Origin of the sequence: Croceimicrobium sp. (assembly GCF_965228705.1) — a bacterium.
GTDB lineage: Bacteria > Bacteroidota > Bacteroidia > Flavobacteriales > Schleiferiaceae > Croceimicrobium.
Genome location: NZ_OZ245832.1, coordinates 288,746 through 312,813, shown reverse-complemented (window position 1 = coordinate 312,813; position 24,068 = coordinate 288,746). Strand labels below are relative to the sequence as shown.

Below are 24,068 nucleotides of genomic sequence, written 5' to 3'. Positions count from 1 at the left end.
TACTGAAAAATTAACTTTGCCCAAAATTTAGAAAAATGGAAAAGCACGATTGCGTGATCATTGGTTCCGGACCAGCCGGGTATACTGCTGCGATTTATGCAGCCCGCGCTGATTTGAAACCCATCATATATACTGGTTTAGAGCCAGGCGGACAATTAACCACTACCACCGATGTAGAGAATTTCCCGGGTTATCCCGAAGGAATTATGGGTCCGGCTATGATGGAAGATTTACGAAAGCAAGCGGAGCGTTTCGGAACTGAAATTCGCTTCGGAATGGTTACCAAAGCGGAGCTAAGCAAGATCGCTGGCGAGTACCACAAATTAACCATCGACGAAAGCAAAGAAGTTTTGGCTCGTACTGTGATTATTGCCACTGGGGCCAGTGCTAAATACTTGGGATTGGAATCCGAGAAAAAGATGATGGGACACGGTGTTTCTGCCTGCGCCATTTGCGATGGATTCTTCTTTAAAGGTAAAGATGTAGTGGTTGTTGGTGGTGGAGACTCTGCTGCTGAAGAGGCTACTTATTTGGCCAAGCTTTGTCCTAAAGTAACTTTATTAGTGCGTAAAGACCACATGAAGGCCTCTCAAATCATGCAACAACGCGTGGAGAATACGGCTAATATTGAGGTTCTATGGAATACCGAGACCCTGGAAGTATTAGGTGAGAAAACGGTAACTGGTGTTCGTGTAAAGAACAATGAAACCGGTGAAGAAAAAGTGGTTGAAGCTGAAGGTTTCTTTGTAGCAATCGGACACAAGCCCAATACCGATATTTTCAAAGGTCAGATTGATATGGATGATGTGGGTTATATCAAAACCAAGCCTGGAACCGCCAGCACCAATTTACCAGGTGTTTTTGCCACAGGTGATGCCCAGGATAAACACTATCGCCAAGCCATTACCGCTGCAGGAAGTGGATGTATGGGTGCTTTGGAAGCAGAGCGCTATTTGCAAGAATATGAAGTGGCGGTGGAGAGTTAATACTCAAAACAAGATCTATAAGAAAAGCGACCCAATGGGTCGCTTTTTTATTTTATTCAACAGCCTTAAACAAGCCATAAAATACCGCCAGCCATACCAGGCCCTTTATAAGGAAGAAGGCGAATAATCCTATTGCTACTGGCCAACCAGCTTCTTTGATCAAGCCTTTCCAACCTTGATTCTTTCGAACTTGCTTATAGTATTTCCAGCCTTTCTTTGCCATTTAATCTCAAGCTAAATAAAACAGGCCTGTAAGCCGGATTCTGTACTCCCTGGGGAGTCCTTATCATTTATCTACGCTACCTACCCTCCGGGATCGCACGAGCAGCGCTCAAGCCCCGGTATACATGGTATTGCAACCCGCGAGGTTTACCTTGCCACTGTTGTCACCAACAGCGCGGTGCGCTCTTACCGCACCTTTTCACCCTCACCCCAATCGAAATCGAGGCAGTCTATTTTCTGTGGCACTATCTGTAAAGGAGGAATTCCTTCCTTCTCTCCTCCCCTTTCAAGGAGCGCGGCGCTCTATGTTGTCCGGACTTTCCTCCCCGACTTTCATCGAAGCGATAAGGCGGCCTGTTTGCCGCAAAGGTACATCAGAATTAGCGCAGCTCCACTTCAGTGGCTCCTTTTCCATAGCGTGCAAATGAAGCATCATAAAAGACTATTCGATCCATACGTTCGAGCATCGCATAGATTTCATCACGCAAACGTCCTTGCCCCACACCATGTATAAGCACTACTTTCTTCACTCCCGCCCTACGGGCCTTATCAATGGCTTTACGCGCTTCGTTCAATTGAATCTGCAATTTCTCATGAGAGGAGAAGTTTTTGGGAAAGTCTACCAAAGCCTCAAAGTGAAGGTCTGCCTCTATTAATTCTGCCGCTTTGGCTTTAGCTCTGCCCTTTTCCAAAGAAGTGCGCGGGCGATCTTTTGCTTGCACCTCACCAATATTCAGGGCTTTTCTCGGAACTAACTCTGCCAGTGGAATCCACTCTTCAAAGCCATGATCCATCATTACCTCCGCCTGATCACCTTTCATCTTGAGAATGGTTCCGGTGCCTCCCTCGTGTAAGAAACTAACGATATCGCCAATCTTAAATGCCATAGGGCAAAAATAAAAAGTCCCGACGCGAGGGTCGGGACTTTCTTTAAAAATTAAAGACTATTAATGAATTGTCAATCGACGGTGTGCTCTTAATCCACCAGAGTGAATCTCGATCATATATACTCCGCTAGCTAAACCACTTAGGTCTAAGTCGCCTGTATACTGACCACCATCCAGGCGATCACTGCGATGTAATACATCCCGCCCTTGAGCATCGCGTAAATAAATCTCAACATCGGCACTTCCTACTTCTGTGAAATTAATACGAACCCGATCTTTTGCTGGGTTTGGATATACATTCAGCGATTGCGCTAATGGGTTTTCATCAATGCCAATATTTACCAATACTGTAGCCGAATCCGTCACTGATCCGCAAGCATTGCTAACGGTTAAGTAAACAGTATAGGTACCATTGGTTAAATAGGTATTGGTATCAATTACACCTGATCCCATTGTTCCATTATTGAAATCCCAGGAATAGGATGTTGCTCCCGTACTAGCACTCGCATCAACAATTACTCGCATGGTATTGCCAATAATGGTCTCATTTACGGTAAAGCTTGCAACAGGCAAGGGACCGCTGGCCGTGGTTTCAGTAATAGAAACTGCAGCACTGGTATCGTTTCCACAAATATCGGCTACATAGAAGTCATAAGCCGTACCTGGACTCAAGCTATTTACAACATAGGGAGTGCTGGTTACATTCACCATGGTACCGGTACCCGGACTAAAGCCACTCGGACCGTATTCTAAAACGGAGTTTCCACTACCACTGGTCCAATCGATTTCAACACTATCACATGCAATATTCGCAGTAGAAGCCAATCCGGTAATTGGAGGACAAGTGGCAGGAACATAAGGATTGATACAGAAATTGTCGAAATAATAGTCGCAATCATAGTTCATGGTTTGTCGAACTCCAGAGTAGAAGTTCACACCATTAAATTGCAATGGACCACCTGCATTAGCTGCCGAGTAAGCATATCCAACACCGGTACTGACACCATTCAATTTAATCCAGATCGAATCATTGGCAAGGTCAATCACAGTACCTACTGTAATCCATTGGCCTTGGGTATAATTAAAGGTACCTGCCAAATTAGATCCGGTTGTATAAACCACATCCGCGGTACCATTATCGAGGAAGTAAATTTCCCCACCCCATAAGTTTCCAGTTGCGCCACCTATATGGTTTTGCTGGATGTTATAGTAGGCTCCGTTTCCGGTTGGAACATACATATCAAAACTAATTTCCCAGGCTCCGGCAGAGATAGTATCAAAATAAGCTACTAAATCACTAAAGCCATTTGGACCTTGGTCATGGATATGTACTGCATTAGGTGCAGAACTGGATTGAGTGGTAATGATTTCTACATCACCAGCATTTCCGGCCCATGGAATAAAAAGTGCCGATTGATCGTAAAGCTCTAATGAAGCATCGTACTGATCAATATTGTCACAAGTAACTTCTTCAGGACAAATAGCAACCGGACCTAACCATACACTGGTATCACCCGCAGTACAGATAGCACGTACATATACATCTTGGCATAGGTTATTGGCCGATGCAAAGCTTAGTACAATAGAATCTGCAGTGGTAACCGCAAATGTTCCGCTACCAGGACTAAAGCCAGTAGGACCATATTGTACCTGGTACGAAGTTGCCTGAGCGGTACTTCCCCAACGAGCGATGGCTGAAGTGGTCGTCTGTGGATCTCCATTCAAGTTCAATGGACGAGGGCAAGTAGCTCCTTGTTGTACACTTACATCATCAATAGAAATATCACCCGTAAATGAAGTACCGCGATGGCCCTCAAAGATGAAATTGTACACTCCCGCTGTAAGTGAAGCCAAGGATACGTTTCTGCGTAAGAAAGGATCAGATCCTGCGGTTTGTTGCTGGCCGATAATACTATCGATTGCTGTACGTGTACCAGAACTATTTTCAGCATACACCACCAGTTTGTTCATGGTTGCACCATACATGTGGTAGTGGTATTCTAATTCTGGATTAGTAACGGTAGAGATATCAATTCCGGGAGAAATTAATTCTGCCGGACCGCCAGAAGTTGAGGTTTCCAAATACATATATGTACCTCCTGATGCTGGAGCTAAGGTATTATCAGTAAAGGGACCTGTATCCAAAGAGTTTTCATTGGCTCCTTCCGAATCTTCAGACTCCCAACGTACGGTACCGGATACGGTATTATGTGTCCAACAGTTTTCCCATCCCGCAGGAGTTCCGGTGGCAGTACCTAAACTAATTCCTTCAAAATTGGTAAAGTAAGGAGCATTGTAGCTCACCGGGCATGGCGTACTAAAGCACTCTGCCCCTCTCCAGAAACTGGTATCTCCAGGGCTACAAATTTCACGAACCCAAACACAGTAGCCGGTTCCCGCCGTAAGGCTTGTTAAGGAAACAGAGCTGTTACTGGTGAGCATACGGGTATTTCCGGGATCTCCTAATGGACCGATACCATATTCCATTTCGTAGTTCGCAGAGCTATTACCATTGGCATTTGTCCAGCTTACAGTAGCTGCATTTTGACTAATACCAGAAACGGTAAGTGCATTTGGACGCACACAGGTTGGAATCGTTTCATAGTTTAAGTCATCCAAATAGATATACTGGAAGGTTTGCAATTGACCGTGCGCAATGGCAAAGTAATTGTCGGTTCCATTATAACCATTTGCAGCGGTAAGGTCTACAATGTACTCAGTCATGCCTAAGGTCATCACCAAGGTATCCATAGCCGTGAAGGTGGAGGCATCAGTAGGATTAGAGATCGTACCCACAATTAAGGTACGCACAGTGGCTACCGAGGTACTACGAGCGAAGAAACGCAAGCGCTTATCTCCGGCCGTCATATCTGAGGTAGGAGGCGAAACCATTAATAATGGAGAAGCTGTTAAACTACTGTTGTCAAACTCTACCGTATTCGGTGATGAGACCGGTTGATAGGTAGCTGAAGTTTGAATGGTTACTCCTAAGAAATTCGAACTGGCAAAGGATGGATCTTCGATACTATTAAAGCATCCCAAATCTTTACCCTGAGGCAGATTATCGAAATCATTAAAATAAGGTGCACTAATAGGCGAACAAGGAGTACAGAAGCTATAAGGTCCAGCCCAGGCACTGCTATCGCCGGCACTACAAACGGTACGTACCAAGAACTCATAACAAGTTTGACCACTTAAGGTATCCACAACTACAGAGCTACTATTGGTAAAGCCCTTCTGACCTGCGGTGGTAGTGGTTCCTTGATAGAATCCTGCTGGTCCAAACCAGTATTGATATTGTGATGCGGCACCACTGTTAGCCCAGGTAAGGGTAGCAGTTGTATCGAATAAGGCAGCTGTGCTTAAACCGGTAGGATCCGGACAAGCAACAGCGGTTAAGGATACATCATCAATGGTATATCCATAACAACAAGTAGCAGAGGTAGCAGAACCAAAGTCATTTTGACCCCAGCGAATCTGAGTGTTTGCACCTAAGCTCTGACCCGCATTAGTTAATGGAGCCTTGATATCTAAATTGATGATAGAGTCATAGCTACCAAAGTTTCCAAATACGGTGGTATTCAAATCAACAACCTCAACCCATGGATCGGAATGATCACCGCGAACCCAAACTTTATTATCAGGATGGATTTGGTTGCTATGATCCATTAAGTAGAAACTCAGGTTTACACCACCCGCCGAAGTATAACCACTTAAATCGACTGTCATAGTCAAGTAGCTAGTTTCAGATGGGTTTATAAAAATGCTATTATCCAGCGTAAAGGCTTGTAAACCGTTGCGGTAGAATGCACTGTTCGCTTGTAATCTTCCACGACTATTGCTAATTCCTGGCTCGTAAGTCCAATAATAAGTTGGATTACAAAGGAAGGTCGTGCTGCTGAAAGTTGGGCCGGAAGAATAATTCTCAAAGCCATCATTAATTGGCAATACAGCTGGTGAAGTTATAGCACAAGCAGTAGTAAAGGCCAATGGTCCAACATAAGGACTATTACCTACCCCGTAGCAACTATCTTGAATATAGAATTCATAGGTAGTTTGAGCAGTAAGACCACTGATCAATGCACTGTCTTGAGCACCGGTTACAGCAATGCGACCTAAATTAGTAGATCCTGGGGTAAAGCCTGGTAAGCCCCATTCGATCCAGGTCGTATCACCAGTAGAACCGGATCCCCAGCTTACTTCAGCACTTGTTGAGCTTACATAGTTAACACCTAAGGTACTCACCAATGGAGGATTACATGCTGGAATTTGCTCGTACACAAAATCATCAATGTAATAAGTACGGAAATCAGGTCCGGCATTTTCCAATACAATGAATTCATGCGTACCATTATAGCCATTCGCCGTAGTCAATTCCACTACATACTGCCCATAATTACGTTGCAAATCAATAGTATCAATGGGAACAAAGCTTGAGCGATCTCCAGGACTAGAAATCGTACCAACCACCAAAGGATTAGGGCTTGCAGTAGTGGTAGTCATTCCATAGAATACAATCCGCTTATCTCCTGCGCTTAAATCACTAAACTGTGGTGTGATTAGCCAAGCAGTATCGGTATTGTAATTGTAGAAGCGAACTACGTTTGGAGAAGAAATCGGAGGATAAGTAGTACTAGGTACTTCCACATCCGCATTGGGCAGTGTGGTACTGGTTCCACCGATTAATGCATTATCCCAACAAATCGGAGCTTGATCAATAGAATCCGTATCAAAATTGTTGAAGTAAGGAGCAGTAAGCGCATTACATAGGGTCACAAAAGTTACGGGACCTACCCAGCCGCTGGTTCCATTGGCTGAATCTGAGCAATCGTTACGGATATAAATATCATAAGCGGTGTTACCGTTCAAACCGCCAAGACCAATACTATTGGTAGTGGTACTATCTAAGCTTGCTGAAGAAGAACCTTGACTAAAGCCACGTGGGCCCCAGCTTACATCATAGTCATAGCCAACACCAGACCAAGAGAAAGCGGCTGAATCATTGGAAATATAGGTTAAGGATGGAGCTCCTGGGAATGGACAGGTTTGGCAGGAAGTAACTTCCACCAAGTCGATAGATACATCACCATTAAAGCTGGCGCCATGTACGGTTAGGAATCGTAAGTAGATAGCGGATCCAACATAAGAATCCAAATTTACTCCTACCTGTTGCCAGGGATCAGCATTGGCGGTTTGTACTTCTCCAACACGGGTAAACACGGTATTCCATGGACCTGTAGCGGATAAACCCACCTGTACTTTGATGGTATCGATATCAGCACCAAAAGCATGTAACCAGAAAGAAAGCTCGGCACTATTAAATGAAGTACTTAAATCAATTCGAGGTGAAATGGCCTCAATATTAGTACCACTGGAGGTACCTGATACCTCAGTATATAAATAATTGGTACCGCTATGAGCCCCGGTTGGACCTGTAGCGGTGGATCCAGTTGGACCCGAATGATAATTCCAATTAGAAGCGGTAGTTCCAGTTCCAAAATCGCCGGTCCAACCTAATTGTGTTTCGAAATCATCCTGAAAGATTAATCCCGGCTGACCGGTTGAACAGGTAAATCCTTGTGGACCTTGAATTGGGGTTACAACTTGAAGTGGTCCTACAGTATCAGACACTCCATTCACCGCACCACAATTGGTGGCCAAATAAATGTCATAAGCGGTGGATGGACTTAAACCCGGAATAGTGTGGGTCATTGTTGGCGACATAATGGTGTCTACATTCCAACCGGCACTACCGGGAGCGGTTCCCGCAGGACCCCACATAAGCCAGGCTTCCGTATAAGAACCGGCTTGCGACCAGCTTACATCAACGGAGTTGGAAGTGAGGTTAGACTCCGCAAAACCCGTAGGAGCACCACATAATTTGGTAGTGGTAAAACCTTGTGGCGTTGGGAAGCCCACTGTGTCAGTACCGGTATTACAGTACTCTTCCAGATACAAATCGTAATTGGTATTGGGGCTTAAGCCAGTTAATACTACCGGAGGAGTTACCGGAGATGTTGGATAGGTTCCACTAACCACAGTACCTGTACCTGGCGTAAAGCCAACTGGACCGTACTCTATTTTGTAGCCGGTGTTTCCGGTACCTGGAGTCCAGTTTACTTTAGCGGCTGTACCACTAATACTGTCGATTGCAAATCCAGTAAAGGGAGTACAATTTCCGGTAACGGATAAGGCATAAGTTAGAGTTCCCACAAAACGTCGGGGATTGTTGGAAGGACTTGATGGAGGACCACCATAGGCTACCGAATCCGCAACACTAACCGTAGCGGTACCGTCGGTAAAAATCACCTGATCAGCACTGGTTCCGGTTTGATAACGGGTAGTTCCGGAAGTTCCTTCAATAAAAATTCCGATGGCACCTCCTGATGGTACAGGAATTTTAACCCCACCAAAGGGGATATTATTCAAAGCAGTACTATTAGCTCCGGTAATAGGAGCATTCACTACTACTTGTGACCAACCATTAGCGCTTGTAATGCTTGGTGTTCCTCCGGGAGTAACACCTCCCTGTCGGACCCAAACCGTTGCACTAGTAGCACCGCTGGTAAAGACATTGGTTAATCCGGTAATTTCAATCGGTGAAGTAGCTTCAACTCGAAATGCAATTCCATTTGATCCATTGTTGGGAGTCAATGGCGGACTCGTCGTGATGGTTCCTTGGCCAAACAGAGCGCCTGAGACAAGGACACCTAAGGCTAGTAGATGTTTCCTCATTGTAATGAAATAGGTTAATACAGAATAATAGTGCCTCAATTTACTGAACATCAAGCAATAAAAAAACCCCGACACAAGGCCGGGGTTAAAAAATCATTAGATAAAATCTATTAGTTCAGGCTCAATCGGCGGTGAGCTGTTAGTCCGCCTGACTTCACTTCAACTGTATATATTCCGCGAGCCAAATCACTCACATCTATATCTTGACTATAGGTTCCGCTCTGCATTCGATCGCTAATAAACATTACTTCGCGACCTTGTGCATCACGTAAACGAATCTCTACATCCGCGCTTCCTACTTCCTTAAAGCTAATATTAACCTTGTAGTTAGCCGGGTTCGGATAAACGTTCAAATGATTAGCTAAAGGATTCTCTCCCAAGCCAATATTTACGTAAACCTGATAACTGGCGGTATCACTACCACAACCATTAGATGCAGTTAGTATTACGGTATAGGTTCCATTTCCTAAGAATACCACGGTATCCTTCATACCACTGCCGGTTACCCCATTACCAAAGTCCCAGGTATAACTGGTGGCATTTGTGGTTCCACTCGCATCAAGATAGAGAATGAATTGGTTTCCGATAATAGTATCCGTAACGGAGCCGATCGAAGCCACGGGTAATGGTCCACTGGCCGTACTTATATTAATAGCGGCATAATTGCTGGTATCACCAGAGCAAATATCTGCTACCCAAATATCGTAGGCGGTACCAGGGTTTAATCCGTAAATGGTATAAGGAGCAGTTACCACATTGGTAAAGGTTCCGGTACCTGGAGTAAATCCTGCTGGACCATATTCAATGATAGATCCACCGGTTGCAGACATCCAGTCCACTTCAACACTATCGCAACCCACATTATTAGTTGCAATGGCATTTTGAGGAGCGGGACAGCTTGATCCGGTACTACCTTGCTCATCCACACTTACATCGTCAATAGAAATATCGCCGGTAAATGAGGTACCACGGTAGCCCTGGAATACAAAGGCATAGGTAGTTTGAGGAAGGCTACTTAAATCTACAGTATGGATAAAGAAACTATCCGATTGTGCAGTTTGCTGCTGACCCACCAAACTATCAATCGCAATTCGGTTACCATTAATATCCTCAGCTTGAATCACCAGTTTATTGATGGTAGCTCCGAACATATGATAAGCAAAACGCAACTCTGGTTGACTTAAACTACTGAAATCAATAGTTGGTGAAGTTAACTCAGCTGGGCCAGTACCAGAGGTTGAGGTCTCAATATACATATAGGTACCGCCAGAGGCTGGATGCATGGTAGCATCTGTAAATGGACCTGTACCAACAGAGTTCTCATTCGAACCGCTCGCATCTTCAGACTCCCAACGCACCGTAGCACCATTTAAAGTTTCTGCATACCAACAGTTACCCCAAGTTGCAGGAGTACCTGTACCAGTACCTATTGGAATATTCTCGAAATCGGTAAAGTAAGGAGCAGTAGCTGTAACGCAAGCCGTTGCAAAGTTCATTGGGCCTGCCCATACCGAAGTATCACCCGGTGAACAGATTTCACGAACGTAGAAATTGTAATTGGTAGAACCACTTAATCCCGTAATGGTAAATGGATTGGTAGTTGCAGATACTCGTGTTCCTGCACCCGGCAAGAATGTACCAGTACTGTATTCTACTTCCCAGGCGGTTCCCGTGCCACCGGCAGTCCAGCCCACATTAGCAGTGGTTCCAGTTACGGAGTTCACAACCAAAGCGGTTGGTTGAGGACAAGTAGGTGGATTACACTGAGCGGTCATGGCCACTAAGGTATCTCCCTGACCGGTTGATCCATTGGCAACATATTGACCCGCTTGAGTTCCCCAGGGGGTATAAACGGTGATACCTATTTCGGATGGCCAACCTCCAGCATTCTGCAATACAAATACGGTATTCAGCAAATCACAGAGCAATACCGAATCCTGATAAAGGTTACCCGTTGTAAAGCTCTGACCTAAGGTTGCTACTACCACTCCATTTTGGATCACATCTACCAATCCGCCATTCCATCCGTCACCAAAGGTGTCTTCCAGATCAACATCATGCCAGCATTGATCACTCGCTAAACAGAGGGTGGTATTCATCAGACTAGGTCCTACTCTTAAAGAGGTATCGCCAGGTCCACAAATTTCACGTACATATACGTCGTATGCCGTAGCTGAACTTAAACCGGTAATTGTATAAGGATTACTGGTAGCAATTACCGTGGTTCCGCTACCGGGCGTAAAGCCTGCCGGACCGTATTCAATTTCCCAGGATGAACCAGTACCATTGGAGGTCCAGCTTGCCGTGATATTATTTAAGTTGGCACTATCCTGCATCAATCCCGAAGGACGAGGACAGGTTGGAGCTTCCATTACCCAAACATCATCAATTGAGATATCGCCAGTAAAGGAAGTACCGCGATATCCTCTAAAGATAAAACGATAGGAGCCACTAGCTAAACTGCTCACATTGGTTACATGTGTATTGAAAGGATCTGAACCGGCAGTTTGCTGTTGTCCCACAATACTATCGAGCGTGGTGATTGTTCCAGTAGTAACATTCTCTGCCAGAATCACCAACTTATTGATTGTTGCCCCATACATATGGTAGGCAAACTCAATCTGTGGATTGGTTGATCCTGCCAAATTAATTCCTGGTGATACCAAATCTGCATAAGAACCCGAAGTAGAGGTTTCCAAATACATATACATACCACCGGATTGAGGTGCGAGGGTATTGTCCAGGAATGGCCCCGTATTTAGGGAGTTCTCATTTGAGCCACTGGCATCTTCTGCTTCCCAGCGCACAGTGGCGCCGGAGGCCGATTGCTGCGTCCAACAGTTTGCCCACCCCGGAGGAGTACCTGTTGCTACACCAGGACTATTGTTTTCAAAGTCGGTGAAATATGGCATAGCATATCCTACCGGACAGGTAGTACAGAACTGAATGGGTCCTACCCAATTACTGGTATCTCCAGCTGAACAAACACTGCGTACCAGGAACTCATAACAAGTAGTTGGACTCAATGTATCTGCGGTAACACTACTGGATGAAGTAAAGAACTTCGTTCCGGTGGTAGTGGTTGTACCCTGATAAAAGCCTTGTGGGCCAAACCAGAATTGATACTGACTGGCAGAATTACTATTCGCCCAGCCCATAGTTGCGGTAGTATCTAATAAATTAGTTACCCCTAAAGCGCTTGGATTGGGACAGCTAACCGCCGTTAATGAAACATCATCAATGGTATAACCATAGCAGCAAGTTGCTGATGTGGCTGAACCAAAATCATTTTGTCCCCAACGGATTTGAGTGCTATTCCCTACAGACTGTCCTGCACTGGTAATAGGTGCCATGATGTCCAAATCAATAATGGAATCATAGCTACCAAAGTTTCCAAATACGGTTGTATTTAAGTCCACTATTTCGATCCAGGGATCACTTGGTGCACCGCGTACCCAAACCTTATTATCAGGGTGATTCTGGTTACTGTGATCCATTAAGAAGAAACTTAAGTTGATACCGCCAGCGGTGGTATAGCTACTTAAATCTACCGTCATGGTGAGATAAGACGTTTGCGATGGGTTTGTATACAAACTATTATCCATCGTAAAGGCCTGTAAGCCGTTGTGATAGTAGGCGCTATTTCCTTGTAAGCGACCTCGTCCATTTGTATTACCTGGTTCAAAAGTCCAGTAATAAGATGGATTACATAAGAAGGCATTTGCACTAAAGGTTGGACCATTGGTATAATTCTCAAATCCATCATTTAATGGGAGAATAGCGGGAGCAACAATTGCACAAGCCGTGCGGAATGCTCCAGGGCCTACATAAGGGCTATTGCCATTTCCGTAGCAGCTATCCTGAATATAGAATTCATAATCAGTTTCTGCAGAAAGACCACTGATAAGTGCACTGTCTTGCGCGCCACTAACTGCAATACGTCCTAAATTAGTGGAACCGGGTGTAAAGCCAGGTAAGCCCCATTCAATCCAGGTAGTATCGCCATCCGAACCTGAACCCCAGAATACCTCTGCGGTAGTAGCCGTAACATAATTAACACCTAAGGTGCTGCTTAAAGGAGGGTTACAAGCCGGAATTTGCTCATATACGAAATCATCAATGTAATAGGTACGGAAATCCGGACCAGCGTGTTCAAGGACCACAAATTCATGAGTTCCATTGTATCCATTTGCAGTAGTAAGATCCACCACATACTGAGCGTAATTTCGCTGTACATCAATGGTATCAATCGCTACAAAGCTCGAATGATCACCCGGACTAGCTACAGTACCTACAACCAGGTTATTGGGAGTAGCGGTAGTTGTAGTCATGGCATAGAAGCTTATACGCTTATCTCCTGCAGAAAGATCACTGAATTGTGGACTTATCAACCAAGTTGTATCGGTATTGTAATTATAGAAACGAATCGCATTGGCTGGAGATATAGGTGGGTAACTACCACTCGGTACTTCAACATCTGCATTGGCAAAGGTTATATTGGTTCCTCCAACTAAGAAGTTATCCCAACAAATGGGAGGAGCATCAATAGAATCGCTATCAAAATTATTGGTATATGGAGCGCTAAGTGGATTACAAAGGGTCACAAAAGTGATGGGTCCTACCCAACCGCTGGTTCCATTGGCTGAATCCGAGCAATCGTTTCGGATGTAAATATCGTATGCGGTATTTCCATTTAATCCACTTAATCCAATGCTGGTAGTGGCTGTACTATCAAATACAGTAGATGGTGATCCTTGGGTAAATCCGCGTGGACCCCAATTTACATCATAGTCATAACCGGTACCAGTCCAAGTGAAATATGCAGAATCATTGGAAACATAATTAAGCGTTGGAGCACTGGGGAAAGGACATGTTTGACAGGAGCTTACCTCCACCAGATCAATGGAAACATCACCATTGAAGCTGGTACCATGAACCGTCATAAAACGCAGGTAAATTGCTGAACCAACATAAGCATCGAGGTTCACTCCTACTTGTTGCCAGGGATCTGCATTGGCTGTTTGAACTTGTCCAACTCTAGTAAATACCGTATTCCAGGGACCAGTGACAGAGCCGCCAACCTGAACCTTTATAGTGTCGATATTGGCTCCATAGGCATGTAACCAGAATGAAAGTTCTGCATGATTGAATGAAGAACTCAGGTCAATTCTTGGCGAGATCGCTTCGATATTAGTACCAGATGGAGTACCCGATACCTCGGTATATAAATAGGTATTGCCACTATGTGCACCGGTAGGTCCAGTAGCAGTAGATCCAGTAGGTCCTGAGTGATAGTTCCAGTTGGAAGCGGTGGTTCCCGATCCAAAATCACCAGTCCAGCCTAATTGAGTTTCAAAGTCATCCTGAAAAATTAAACCAGCCTGACCGGTAGTACAAGTTAAACCTTGTGGCCCTTGAATAGGCGTTACAATTTGAATTGGACCTACGGTATCCGACACCCCATTACCACCGCCACAATTTGTAGCCAGGTAAATATCATAACCTGTTGAAGGGCTTAAGCCGGTAATAGTATACATCATGGTTGGAGACAGAATCGTATCAACATCCCAACCTGAACTTCCAGGGGTAGTGCCAGTTGGCCCCCACATTACCCAAGCTTCATTATAAGATCCGGCTTGCGACCAGCTCACATCAACCGTATTGGAAGAAAGATTAGATTCGGTAAAAGCGGTTGGCGCACCACATAATTTGGTGGTAGTAAAACCTTGTGGAGTAGGGAAACCTACAGTATCAGTTCCGCTATTACAGTATTCCTCTAAATAAACATCATAGCTGGTACTGGCACTCAAACTGCTTAAAATTACAGGTGGAGTAACCGGGCTGGTAGGATAAGTACCATTTACTACTGTACCGGTACCGGGAGTAAATCCTGCCGGGCCATATTCCAATTTATAACCGGTGTTTCCCGTTCCGGGAGTCCAATTCACTTTAGCAGCAGTGCCACTGATACTGTCAATTTGAAATCCAGTAAAGGGTGTACAGTTTCCTGTTACGGATAGGGCATAAGTCACGGAACCCAAGAAACGGCGTGGATTGTTAGTTGGTGTGGGAACACCCCCACCATAAGCAACAGAATCTGCCACACTAACCGTAGCTGTACCATCACTAAAGGTAACCTGATCAGAGGCAGTACCAGTTTGGTATCGTGTAGTACCCGAAGTGGTTTCGATAAATATACCAACTGCTCCACCGGAAGGCACGGGTATTTTCACACTGCCAAAAGGTATATTCACCAAGGCAGTGCTATTCGCTCCGGTAAGAGGAGCATTTACCACCACCTGGGACCATCCATTTGCAGTAGAAACGCTGGGAGTTCCTCCACTTGAAACACCACCCTGGCGAACCCAAACCGTGGCGCTTGAAGCCCCATTGGTAAAGATATTCGACAAGCCTGTAATTTCAATTGGAGAAGTGGATTCAACTCGAAAGGAGATTCCGTTCGAACCATTATTAGGAGTCAATGGCGGACTCGTAGTAATAGTCCCTTGGCCATATAGGGATATAGCAGCAAGGTAACTACAAAGGAGTAGTAACTTCCTCATAGAATAGATTTTATAGATTAATAACAAATAGTACCCGAGGGGAAGTTACGAGAAGTGCACGGAAAATAAAAACCCCGGCACGAGGCCGGGGTTGAAATCCAAGTATTTAAGGATGATTAGCGAATGCTAAGGCGACGATGAGCTGTAAGTCCACCGGACTTCACCTCTACCATGTACATGCCTCTGGCTAAGTTGCTAACATCTAAATCTTTACTGTAAACTCCGCTTTGCATACGGTCATTGATGAACATTACCTCACGACCTTGAGCGTCGCGTAAACGGATCTGTACATCACCACTTCCTACTTCGCGGAAGCTGATATTAACCTTATGGTTAGCAGGGTTAGGGAATACGTTTAGGTTATTAGCCAATGGATTTTCATCCAGACCAATATTCACGTATACCTCATAGCTGGCGGTATCGCTACCACAACCATTAGTTGCAGTAAGTACTACAGTATAGGTGCCGTTTCCTAAGAATACTACGGTATCCATCTGTCCGCTTCCGGTTACACCATTACCAAAGTCCCAGGTGTAACTGGTCGCATTGCTAGAACCTGCAGCATCCAGATAAACAATAAACTGGTTACCCATGATGGTGTCACTAACAGAGCCAATGGCCGCCACTGGAAGTGGACCGCTGGCAGTAGTAACATTAATCGGTGCATAAGCACTGGTATCACCAGAACAAGTATCAGCTACCCATACATCATAAGCAGTACCTGGGCTTAATCCGTAAATGGTATAAGGAGCAGTTACCACATTGGTAAAGGTTCCGGTACCAGGAGTAAAGCCAGCAGGACCGTACTCAATAATAGAACCGCCGGTTCCTGAAGTCCAGTCTACTTCCACACTATCACATCCTACATTAGCAGTAGCCATTGCATTCAATGGAGAGGCACAGCTTGAACCACCTGGTTCATCCACTCGAACATCATCAATAGAGATATCACCAGTAAATGAAGTACCACGGAATCCTTGGAATACGAAGGCATAGGTGGTTTGAGGCAAGGTGCTCAAATCAATTGTATGGATAAAGAAGCTGTCTGCCTGAGCCGTTTGCTGCTGACCGATCAAGCTATCGATGGCAATACGGTTACCATTAATATCCTCAGCCTGAATAACCAATTTATTGATGGTTGCTCCAAACATGTGGTAAGCAAAGCTCAATTCTGGTTGATTCAAGGTACTGAAGTCAATCATTGGAGAAGTTAACTCCGCAGGGCCAGTTCCAGAGGTAGAAGTCTCAATATACATATAGGTACCTCCAGCTGCGGGATGCATAGTAGCATCAGTGAAAGGACCTGTACCAGTAGAGTTCTCATTTGAACCTGTTGCATCTTCAGACTCCCAACGTACGGTAGCACCATTTAAGGTTTCTGCATACCAGCAGTTACCCCAAGTTGCAGGTGTTCCAGTACCTAATCCGATTGGAATAGTTTCGAAGTCAGTGAAGTAAGGAGCCATTACGGTAATACAAGCTGTAGTGAAGCTCATTGGACCAGACCATACAGAGGTATCTCCCGGACCGCAGATTTCACGTACATAATAATTATAGTTAGTAGAACCACTTAGGCTATTAATGGTAAATGGATTGCTTGGAGCTGAAACGCGAGTACCCGCACCAGGCAAGAAGTTACCAGTGCTGTATTCTACTTCCCAAGCGGATCCAGAACCACCTGCAGTCCAACCCACATTCGCAGTAGTACCAGTTACACTATTCACCACCAGGTTAGTAGGTTGTGGACAAGTAGGAGGCGTACACTGAGCAGTCACCGATACCAAAGTATCACCCGCTGAAGTACTACCATTTGCTACGTATTGACCAATTTGACCACCATAAGGGGCATACACAGTAATACCAATTTCTGAAGGCCATCCACCAGCAGTGGAAAGTACAAATACGGTATTCTGAAGATCACATAACAGAATTGAATCTTGATACAAGTTTCCGGTAGTAAAGCTTAATCCAAGATCTCCTACGGGCACACCATTCTGAACAACGGTTACAATACCACCATTCCATCCGTCACCGAAGGTATCTTCAAGATCTACTGGGAACCAGCATTGCTCGCTAGGCTTACATGCATTGGTACAGAACTCAATTGGTCCGATCCAGGCAGAACTGTCGCCAGGTCCACAAGCAGAACGAACTAAGAACTCCCAGCAAGAAGCCGGACTTAAGGTATCCAATACTAAAGAATCCGCATTTACCAATACTTGAGTACCAGTAGTAGTGGTAGTTCCTTGATAGAAACCACGAGGTCCGATCCAAACTTGATTGGTATTAGAGCTTAAGGCACTTACCCAGCTTAATACGGCAGATGTATCTGTGATATTATTGGCCTGAACATTGGCTGGATCAGGACAAGAAGGAGCTTCAGCGATCGCAACCGAATCAATGGCCGCATCACCACAACATCCTACACCAACTTGAACAAAACGGATTTGAATAGTATCCCCTGCAAATTGAGGCAAGTTCACCAATTCATCAACCCAGGGATCAGAGCTGGAGTTTTGAGTATTTCCAGTAATTGAATACACATTGGTCCAGGTAGCACCATAATCATTGGTTACCTCAATGTTCATATCCGCTGGAGGATTGCTAGTTGTATAGAATCGGTGTTGGAAGAAGTATAATGCTGGTGCAGTTAGAGTGCTAACATCAACAATAGGAGTATATAAATATGCAGTATCACCCACTGCAGATCCAGAGGCTTCTACATACATAAAGTTACCACCGGTTACGTCATTCAATGGGCCATTACCACTACTAGGACCGGTAGAACGTGGAATCCATTTAAAGGGCTCTCCACCATTGCTTACGTCAGGGTCAGAGCTCCAACATGGATCTAAAATGTTACCGGCATTATTACCACTTGCAGTCCAGCTAGATCCGTCAAAATCTTCAAAGATTGGAGCAGAAATAATGTTACACGCTGTGGTAAAAGTAAATGGACCTACCCATGGGCTTAAACCATCAGTTAAACAAGAATCTTGAATATAGAACTCATAAGTTGTTTGAGCTGCTAAACCTTGAATCATGTAATTATCAGTAGTTCCAGGAACAGAATCTACAAATACACCTGAGCCAGGCGTAAAGCCGGGAGTACCCCATTCAATATAAGTCTTATCACCATCAGAACCGCTACCCCAGAAGGTATTGGCTGTAGTAGGACCTACACCGCTTACACCTAAACTAGTTACCAATGGAGGTGCACAAGCTGGAATAACTTCATAGTTAAACTCGTCGATGTAATAAGTACGGAAATCAGGACCGATGTGATTCAACACTACATAGGTATCGGTTCCATTGTAATTATTAGCAGTAGTTAAGTCTACGAAGAACTGTTGATAGCTATTCGTTAAAGTAACGGTATCAATAGGAGTATAAGTAGAGCGGTCGCTAATAGAAGTCAAGGTTCCGATCTCCAGAGTATTTCCAGTTGCGGTAGTGGTGGTCATAGCGAAGAAGTTAATTCGCTTATCCCCTACAGGCATATCAGAGAATTCTGGTGAAATCAACCAAATGGTATCGGTGTTGTAGTTGTAGAAACGAACCACATTGGGCGAGGATATTGGAGGATAAGTAGTACTAGGTACCTCAACATCCGCATTAGGTAATGTTGGACTGGTTCCACCAATGATCACATTATCCCAACAGATAGGAGCCTGATCAATAGAATCCGTATCGAATCCATTATAATAAGGTGCTGTTAAAGCATTACATAAGGTTACGAAGGTAACTGGACCTACCCATCCACTGGTTCCATTGGCTGAATCCGAGCAATCATTACGGATGTATAAGTCATAAGCAGTATTTCCACTTAAACCACCAATACCAACGCTATTGGTAGTGGTACTGTCATATACAGCAGAAGCGGAACCTTGAGTAAACCCTTTAGGTCCCCAGTTTACATCGTAGTCATATCCTGCACCACTCCAGCTAAATGCCGCTGAATCGCTAGAGATATAAGTCAAAGTTGGAGTTCCTGGGAAAGGACAAGTCTGACAAGAGTTAACTTCTACCAAGTCGATAGATACGTCACCATTAAAACTGGTACCGTGAATAACCAAGAAACGAATGTAAATAGCAGAACCAACATAAGAATCAAGGTTTACACCAACTTGTTGCCAGGGATCAGCATTAGCCGTTTGTACCTGTCCTACTCGTGTAAATACGGTATTCCAGGGGCCAGTAGCTGAACCGCCAACCTGAACTTTAATGGTATCGATGTTAGAACCATAAGCATGTAACCAGAAAGAAAGCTCAGCATTATTAAAAGAAGAGCTCAAGTCAATTCTTGGGGATATGGCTTCAATATGAGTTCCGGAAGCCGTTCCAGATACCTCAGTATAAAGATAATTAGTACCACTATGTGCACCAGTTGGACCAGTAGCAGTAGATCCAGTTGGACCTGAGTGGTAGTTCCAGTTTGAAGCAGTGGTTCCGGTACCGAAATCTCCGGTCCAGCCTACTTGTGTTTCAAAATCATCCTGGAAGATTAATCCGGGCTGACCCGTGGTACAATTCAAACCTTGAGGGCCTTGAATTGGAGTTACAATTTGAATTGGACCTACCGTATCTGAAACGCCATTTCCACCACCACAATTGGTCGCTAAATAGATATCGTATCCGGTAGATGGACTTAAACCCGAAACAGTATAAGTCATGGTAGGAGACATAATGGTGTCTACATTCCATCCAGTGCTACCAGGGGCAGTTCCAGCAGGACCCCACATTACCCATGCCTCGGTATACGAACCGGCCTGAGACCAGTTTACATCTACAGAGTTAGAACTAAGGTTAGATTCAGCAAAGCCCGTAGGTGCACCACATAATTTAGTAGTGGTAAAGCTTTGTGGAGTTGGGAAACCAACGGTATCGGTTCCGGTATTACAATACTCTTCAAAGTATACGTCATAAGTAGTGCTGGCACTCAAACCAGTAATAATTACCGGAGGAGTAACAGGACTTGTTGGATAAGTACCGCTAATTACGGTACCAGTTCCTGGAGTAAAACCCGTTACGCCATACTCCAATTTATAACCGGTGTTTCCGGTTCCAGGAGTCCAATTCACTTTAGCGGCAGTACCACTAATACTGTCAATGGCAAATCCGGTAAAAGGAGTACAGTTACCGGTTACAGACAATGCATAGGTTACAGAGCCAACAAAACGACGGGGATTGTTCGTTGGACTAGCGGCTGGTCCGCCGTAAGCCACAGAATCCGCGAGGTTTACGGTCATGGTTCCGTCGGTGAAAATCACCTGATCAGAAGCCGTTCCGGTTTGATAACGTGAAGTTCCTGAGGTACCTTCAATAAATATACCGATTGATCCTCCAGAAGGAACGGGAATCTTTACCCCACCAAAGGGAATGTTATTCAATGCGGTACTGTTTGCGCCAGTAATTGGAGCATTTACCACCACCTGAGTCCAACCATTCGCAGTAGAAACGTTTGGAGTTCCTCCGGGAGTTACCCCGCCTTGACGAACCCAAACAGTCGCGCTAGTGGCACCCGTGGTAAAAACATTGGTTAAGCCGGTAATCTCAATAGGGGAAGAAGCTTCTACCCGCAAGGATATACCTGTAGAGCCATTGTTTGGAGTCAATGGCGGACTCGTTGTAATCGTGCCTTGACCTACAGAGAAAAGCCAAGACATCGTAAGGAAAAGAGATAGTACTACGTGTCTCATAATAAAGTATTTATTCGCACCACTAATGTATAGATTCAAGTTTATTCTGAAAATGCTTAAGAATGCGGAAGGCCCTAAATGTTGATAACAATTATTTATAACCTAATTAAAAGACTGTTAATCAGGTATTAATGATATTTAGAATCATTATAATTTCTGTATTATTTCTTCGTTATGTCTCATTGGGCAATTTGAAAACTATTGGGAGAGGGAATAATTCAAGAGAAGCTTGCTGTACTTAAGAAAGACTTCATTTTAGAAAGCAGATGGAAAGCTGAATAAATTGTAACTTTACAGCTCAAAACAGATTCCATGGAAGTTATTGATAATCAAGAAATGCGGCATTTTGAAGTTCGCGTTGGGGAAAGGCTCGCTATTATTGAGTATCAAATTCAAGAACGCAAATACTTCCTTACCCGGGTTGATTTCCCCAAAAAATTCCTAGAAGATGGCCGTGCAGAAGAAATGCTGGGCATCACCTTAAAAATGATTGAAGAGACCGGCATGCGGGTGGTTCCTATGACCCGTTTTGTGAAGGATTATTTTAAAGGTCACCCCGAATTAAAATCCCTTTTACCGGTAGGCATCCATTTATAATTGCCTTTGAAAAAGCTTGTTATTCTTATATTCTTGAGCCTTTATCTAAACCCGATGAAGGCTCAAAATTTTTGGAGTCGTTACTGGGAAAGCCTAACCAAGGAAGAATCTAACGATGGTAGTCCGAGTTTTATCATCTACCCCACTCTGGCTTTTGCTCCCGAAACCTCATGGGAGTTCGGTTTTAGCTCGCTTTATCTTTATTACGCTAAAGGCAATCCCGAAAATCGTCTTTCGGAGTTTAATGCCTTTACCTTTTATACCCTGGAACATCAATATGGTCTTTGGCTCGATCATGCCAATTATGGCGATCGCGATCGCTATATGTTCTTAGGTCGCCTTCGCTATCAATCCTTTCCACTCTTTTACCATGGTATTGGAAAAAAAACGCCTGCAGAGCCCCTGGCCCTGGTAGATGCCCAATACCTCTTATGGAAGGAACACTTTTTAAAGCAAATTCAAGGTTCCCTTTATGGTGGGGTTTACTTTGATCTTCAAAATTTGAGTCGGAGTAATTTCATTAATCAAAGTGACCAAAATTATCCCCCTCCGGCAGGTTCTGATGGATCCTTCAATCTAGGTTTGGGATTGTCTGCAGTTTACGACGATCGGCAAAATGTGCTCAATGTTCGCGATGGAAACTTCACGGAGTTAAGTTTTCTGCACTATAATCCCTATTGGGGCTCTGAATTTAATTTCACCAGTTTCTTAATTGATAGTCGCTATTTCCGAACTACTGCCTCCAATCAGGTTTGGGCCAATCAAATTTTAGGTCAGTTTGTAAATGGCAATGCTCCCTTTCACATGCTCTCATTAATGGGAGGTGAAAGTATGATGCGTGGCTATTACTATGGCCGTTTCCGGGATCAGAATCTGCTGGCCTTGCAAAGTGAATATCGAATCCTACCCTTTGCATTTTCCAAGCGATGGGGCGCTTCCTTTTTTCTGGCGGCCGGCCAGGTTTACCCCCATTGGGAGGATCTCAAACTGGATGACTTTAAACTAGCAGGTGGTGCTGGTCTGCGCTTTCTGATCTTTCCTCAAAAAGACATTTATACTCGCCTGGACTTTGCCCTAACGGAAGAGGGTCCGGGATTCTACTTCTTTATTGGTGAAGCTTTCTAAGCCTTTTTAGTATTCAAAGCTTGACGAGATAAATGCCAGCTGCGCAAGAGTAAAAGCAAGGCTAAAGGATACAATCCAAGATGTAATTGCTGTGGTAACCAAAACCAGCTAATAGCAAGAAGGGCATAAAAAACAGGCAATAGCTTCAGATAATTCTGTAATCGCCCAGCTAGCCTACCGCGCAGAATGGCCGGGACTAAAAGCAAATGGCTTGGCAGAAATAAGAGAATATTAAAATTATAAGCTGCCGCTTTATGATCCGTAAACAACCATAATAATAAAAGAAGTAATCCCAGTAGTCCGCTGAGCGCAAAAAGGAAACCATCAAAAAAACGAAGGGCCTTTGCATTTTTATAGAACCGCCAGCTGAGGATTATCCCTAAAACTAAGAGGGCGGCAAAAAAGCTAAGTGGTCGCCACCAGGATTTTTGAGCTTTAGCCACTTGGGGATAAACCACCCTGCTTTCCCGAACCAATGGTCTTGTTCCCTGCGCATCAATAATGACAGCTTCGGCGAAAGCCGCCTCTAAAAGATCCGGTAAAAACATTTCGATACGAGCATCGGCTTGCTTGTCCATGGGCAAACCCAAGCATAGGTCAATCCCTAAATCACCCCAGGCTTGGTACACCAAGTATTCATCGCATAATTCGCGGATGCTTAAGGCAGGCTGATAAAAGGTAGAATCGCTAAACTGTACATACTTTGAGCCAAGTGCGATTTCCAATCCATCGCGCACCCGGGTGGCACAATTATCATAGAAGTAATCATAATAATAATCACGATTCTCTGGTCGAGCATTATTCCACAAAAATTCAAAATAGGCTTGAGCCTGAAGGCTATCCAAATCCAAAACCTGCTCATGAATGAAACGTCCTTCCCGCTGATAAGAATATTGAAAACGCTGCCAATCGGTTAAGGCCAACATATATAATAAGTGACCCCGAGCGAAATTGAGATAGAAATTGGGTTGATCGAAATCGAAAATCCCATAATTAAATACCCAATCTATATTTTGAGCCGGGTCCTTTACGCGCACTGCCGAATGCCCGAATGCAGAGTACAATTCGTTCTGTCCCGGACCACAAGTAATCAGACTTATTTCAGCACTGGAACTTAAGGGCCTTTGGGCTGAAAGCAGCTGACTGGACAGGAGGATCAAGAAAAGGATTCGCTTCATGGGCGGAAATTACGGCATTTTCCTCTTCGCAAAATTGAGATTCCAAACCTCATGTTTATCAAATCTTTAGAAAAAT

General features: G+C 44.4%; 9 protein-coding genes and 1 other RNA gene. 3 read left to right on the top strand and 7 right to left on the bottom strand.

The annotated features are described in order from the left end of the window. The first annotated feature begins 35 nt into the window (after window positions 1–35). Window positions 36–986, top strand: a complete 951-nt coding sequence (trxB, locus tag ACO05P_RS01305) for a thioredoxin-disulfide reductase (protein WP_421752985.1) — start codon at window positions 36–38, stop codon at window positions 984–986. Window positions 987–1,038: 52 nt separating this feature from the next. Here trxB and ACO05P_RS01300 read toward each other — a convergent pair whose 3' ends face one another. The 6 genes from ACO05P_RS01300 to ACO05P_RS01275 form a co-directional block, all read right to left on the bottom strand. Further along, window positions 1,039–1,209 carry a hypothetical protein gene (locus ACO05P_RS01300; RefSeq protein ID WP_421752984.1) on the bottom strand — a complete coding sequence of 57 codons (171 nt, stop codon included), beginning with the start codon at window positions 1,207–1,209 and terminating at the stop codon, window positions 1,039–1,041. 13 nt (window positions 1,210–1,222) lie between these two features. Next, window positions 1,223–1,569, bottom strand: an RNA gene (gene rnpB, locus ACO05P_RS01295) — RNase P RNA component class A. Window positions 1,570–1,588: 19 nt separating this feature from the next. After that, window positions 1,589–2,095, bottom strand: a complete 507-nt coding sequence (locus tag ACO05P_RS01290) for a Smr/MutS family protein (protein ID WP_421752983.1) — start codon at window positions 2,093–2,095, stop codon at window positions 1,589–1,591. A gap of 60 nt (window positions 2,096–2,155) precedes the next feature. Further along, the gene (locus tag ACO05P_RS01285; protein WP_421752982.1) at window positions 2,156–8,830 is read right to left on the bottom strand and encodes a fibronectin type III domain-containing protein; all 6,675 of its coding nucleotides are present in this window, start codon (window positions 8,828–8,830) and stop codon (window positions 2,156–2,158) included. A gap of 110 nt (window positions 8,831–8,940) precedes the next feature. Next, the gene (locus ACO05P_RS01280) at window positions 8,941–15,393 is read right to left on the bottom strand and encodes a fibronectin type III domain-containing protein (protein ID WP_421752981.1); all 6,453 of its coding nucleotides are present in this window, start codon (window positions 15,391–15,393) and stop codon (window positions 8,941–8,943) included. A gap of 116 nt (window positions 15,394–15,509) precedes the next feature. Beyond that, on the bottom strand, window positions 15,510–21,092 hold the full coding sequence (locus ACO05P_RS01275) for a fibronectin type III domain-containing protein (protein ID WP_421752980.1): 5,583 nt from the start codon (window positions 21,090–21,092) through the stop codon (window positions 15,510–15,512). A gap of 312 nt (window positions 21,093–21,404) precedes the next feature. Between ACO05P_RS01275 and ACO05P_RS01270 the strand changes: the two genes are divergently transcribed. Beyond that, the gene (locus ACO05P_RS01270) at window positions 21,405–21,689 is read left to right on the top strand and encodes a GNAT family N-acetyltransferase (RefSeq protein WP_421752979.1); all 285 of its coding nucleotides are present in this window, start codon (window positions 21,405–21,407) and stop codon (window positions 21,687–21,689) included. A 54-nt stretch (window positions 21,690–21,743) separates the two neighbouring features. After that, window positions 21,744–22,814 (top strand): BamA/TamA family outer membrane protein, encoded by a 1,071-nt coding sequence (locus ACO05P_RS01265; RefSeq protein ID WP_421752978.1) that lies wholly within the window; start codon window positions 21,744–21,746, stop codon window positions 22,812–22,814. On the opposite strand, the gene ACO05P_RS01260 is transcribed toward ACO05P_RS01265, so the two are convergent. Next, window positions 22,811–23,992, bottom strand: a complete 1,182-nt coding sequence (locus ACO05P_RS01260; RefSeq protein ID WP_421752977.1) for a DUF4105 domain-containing protein — start codon at window positions 23,990–23,992, stop codon at window positions 22,811–22,813. The genes ACO05P_RS01265 and ACO05P_RS01260 overlap by 4 nt on opposite strands. Between the last annotated feature and the right edge of the window lie 76 nt (window positions 23,993–24,068).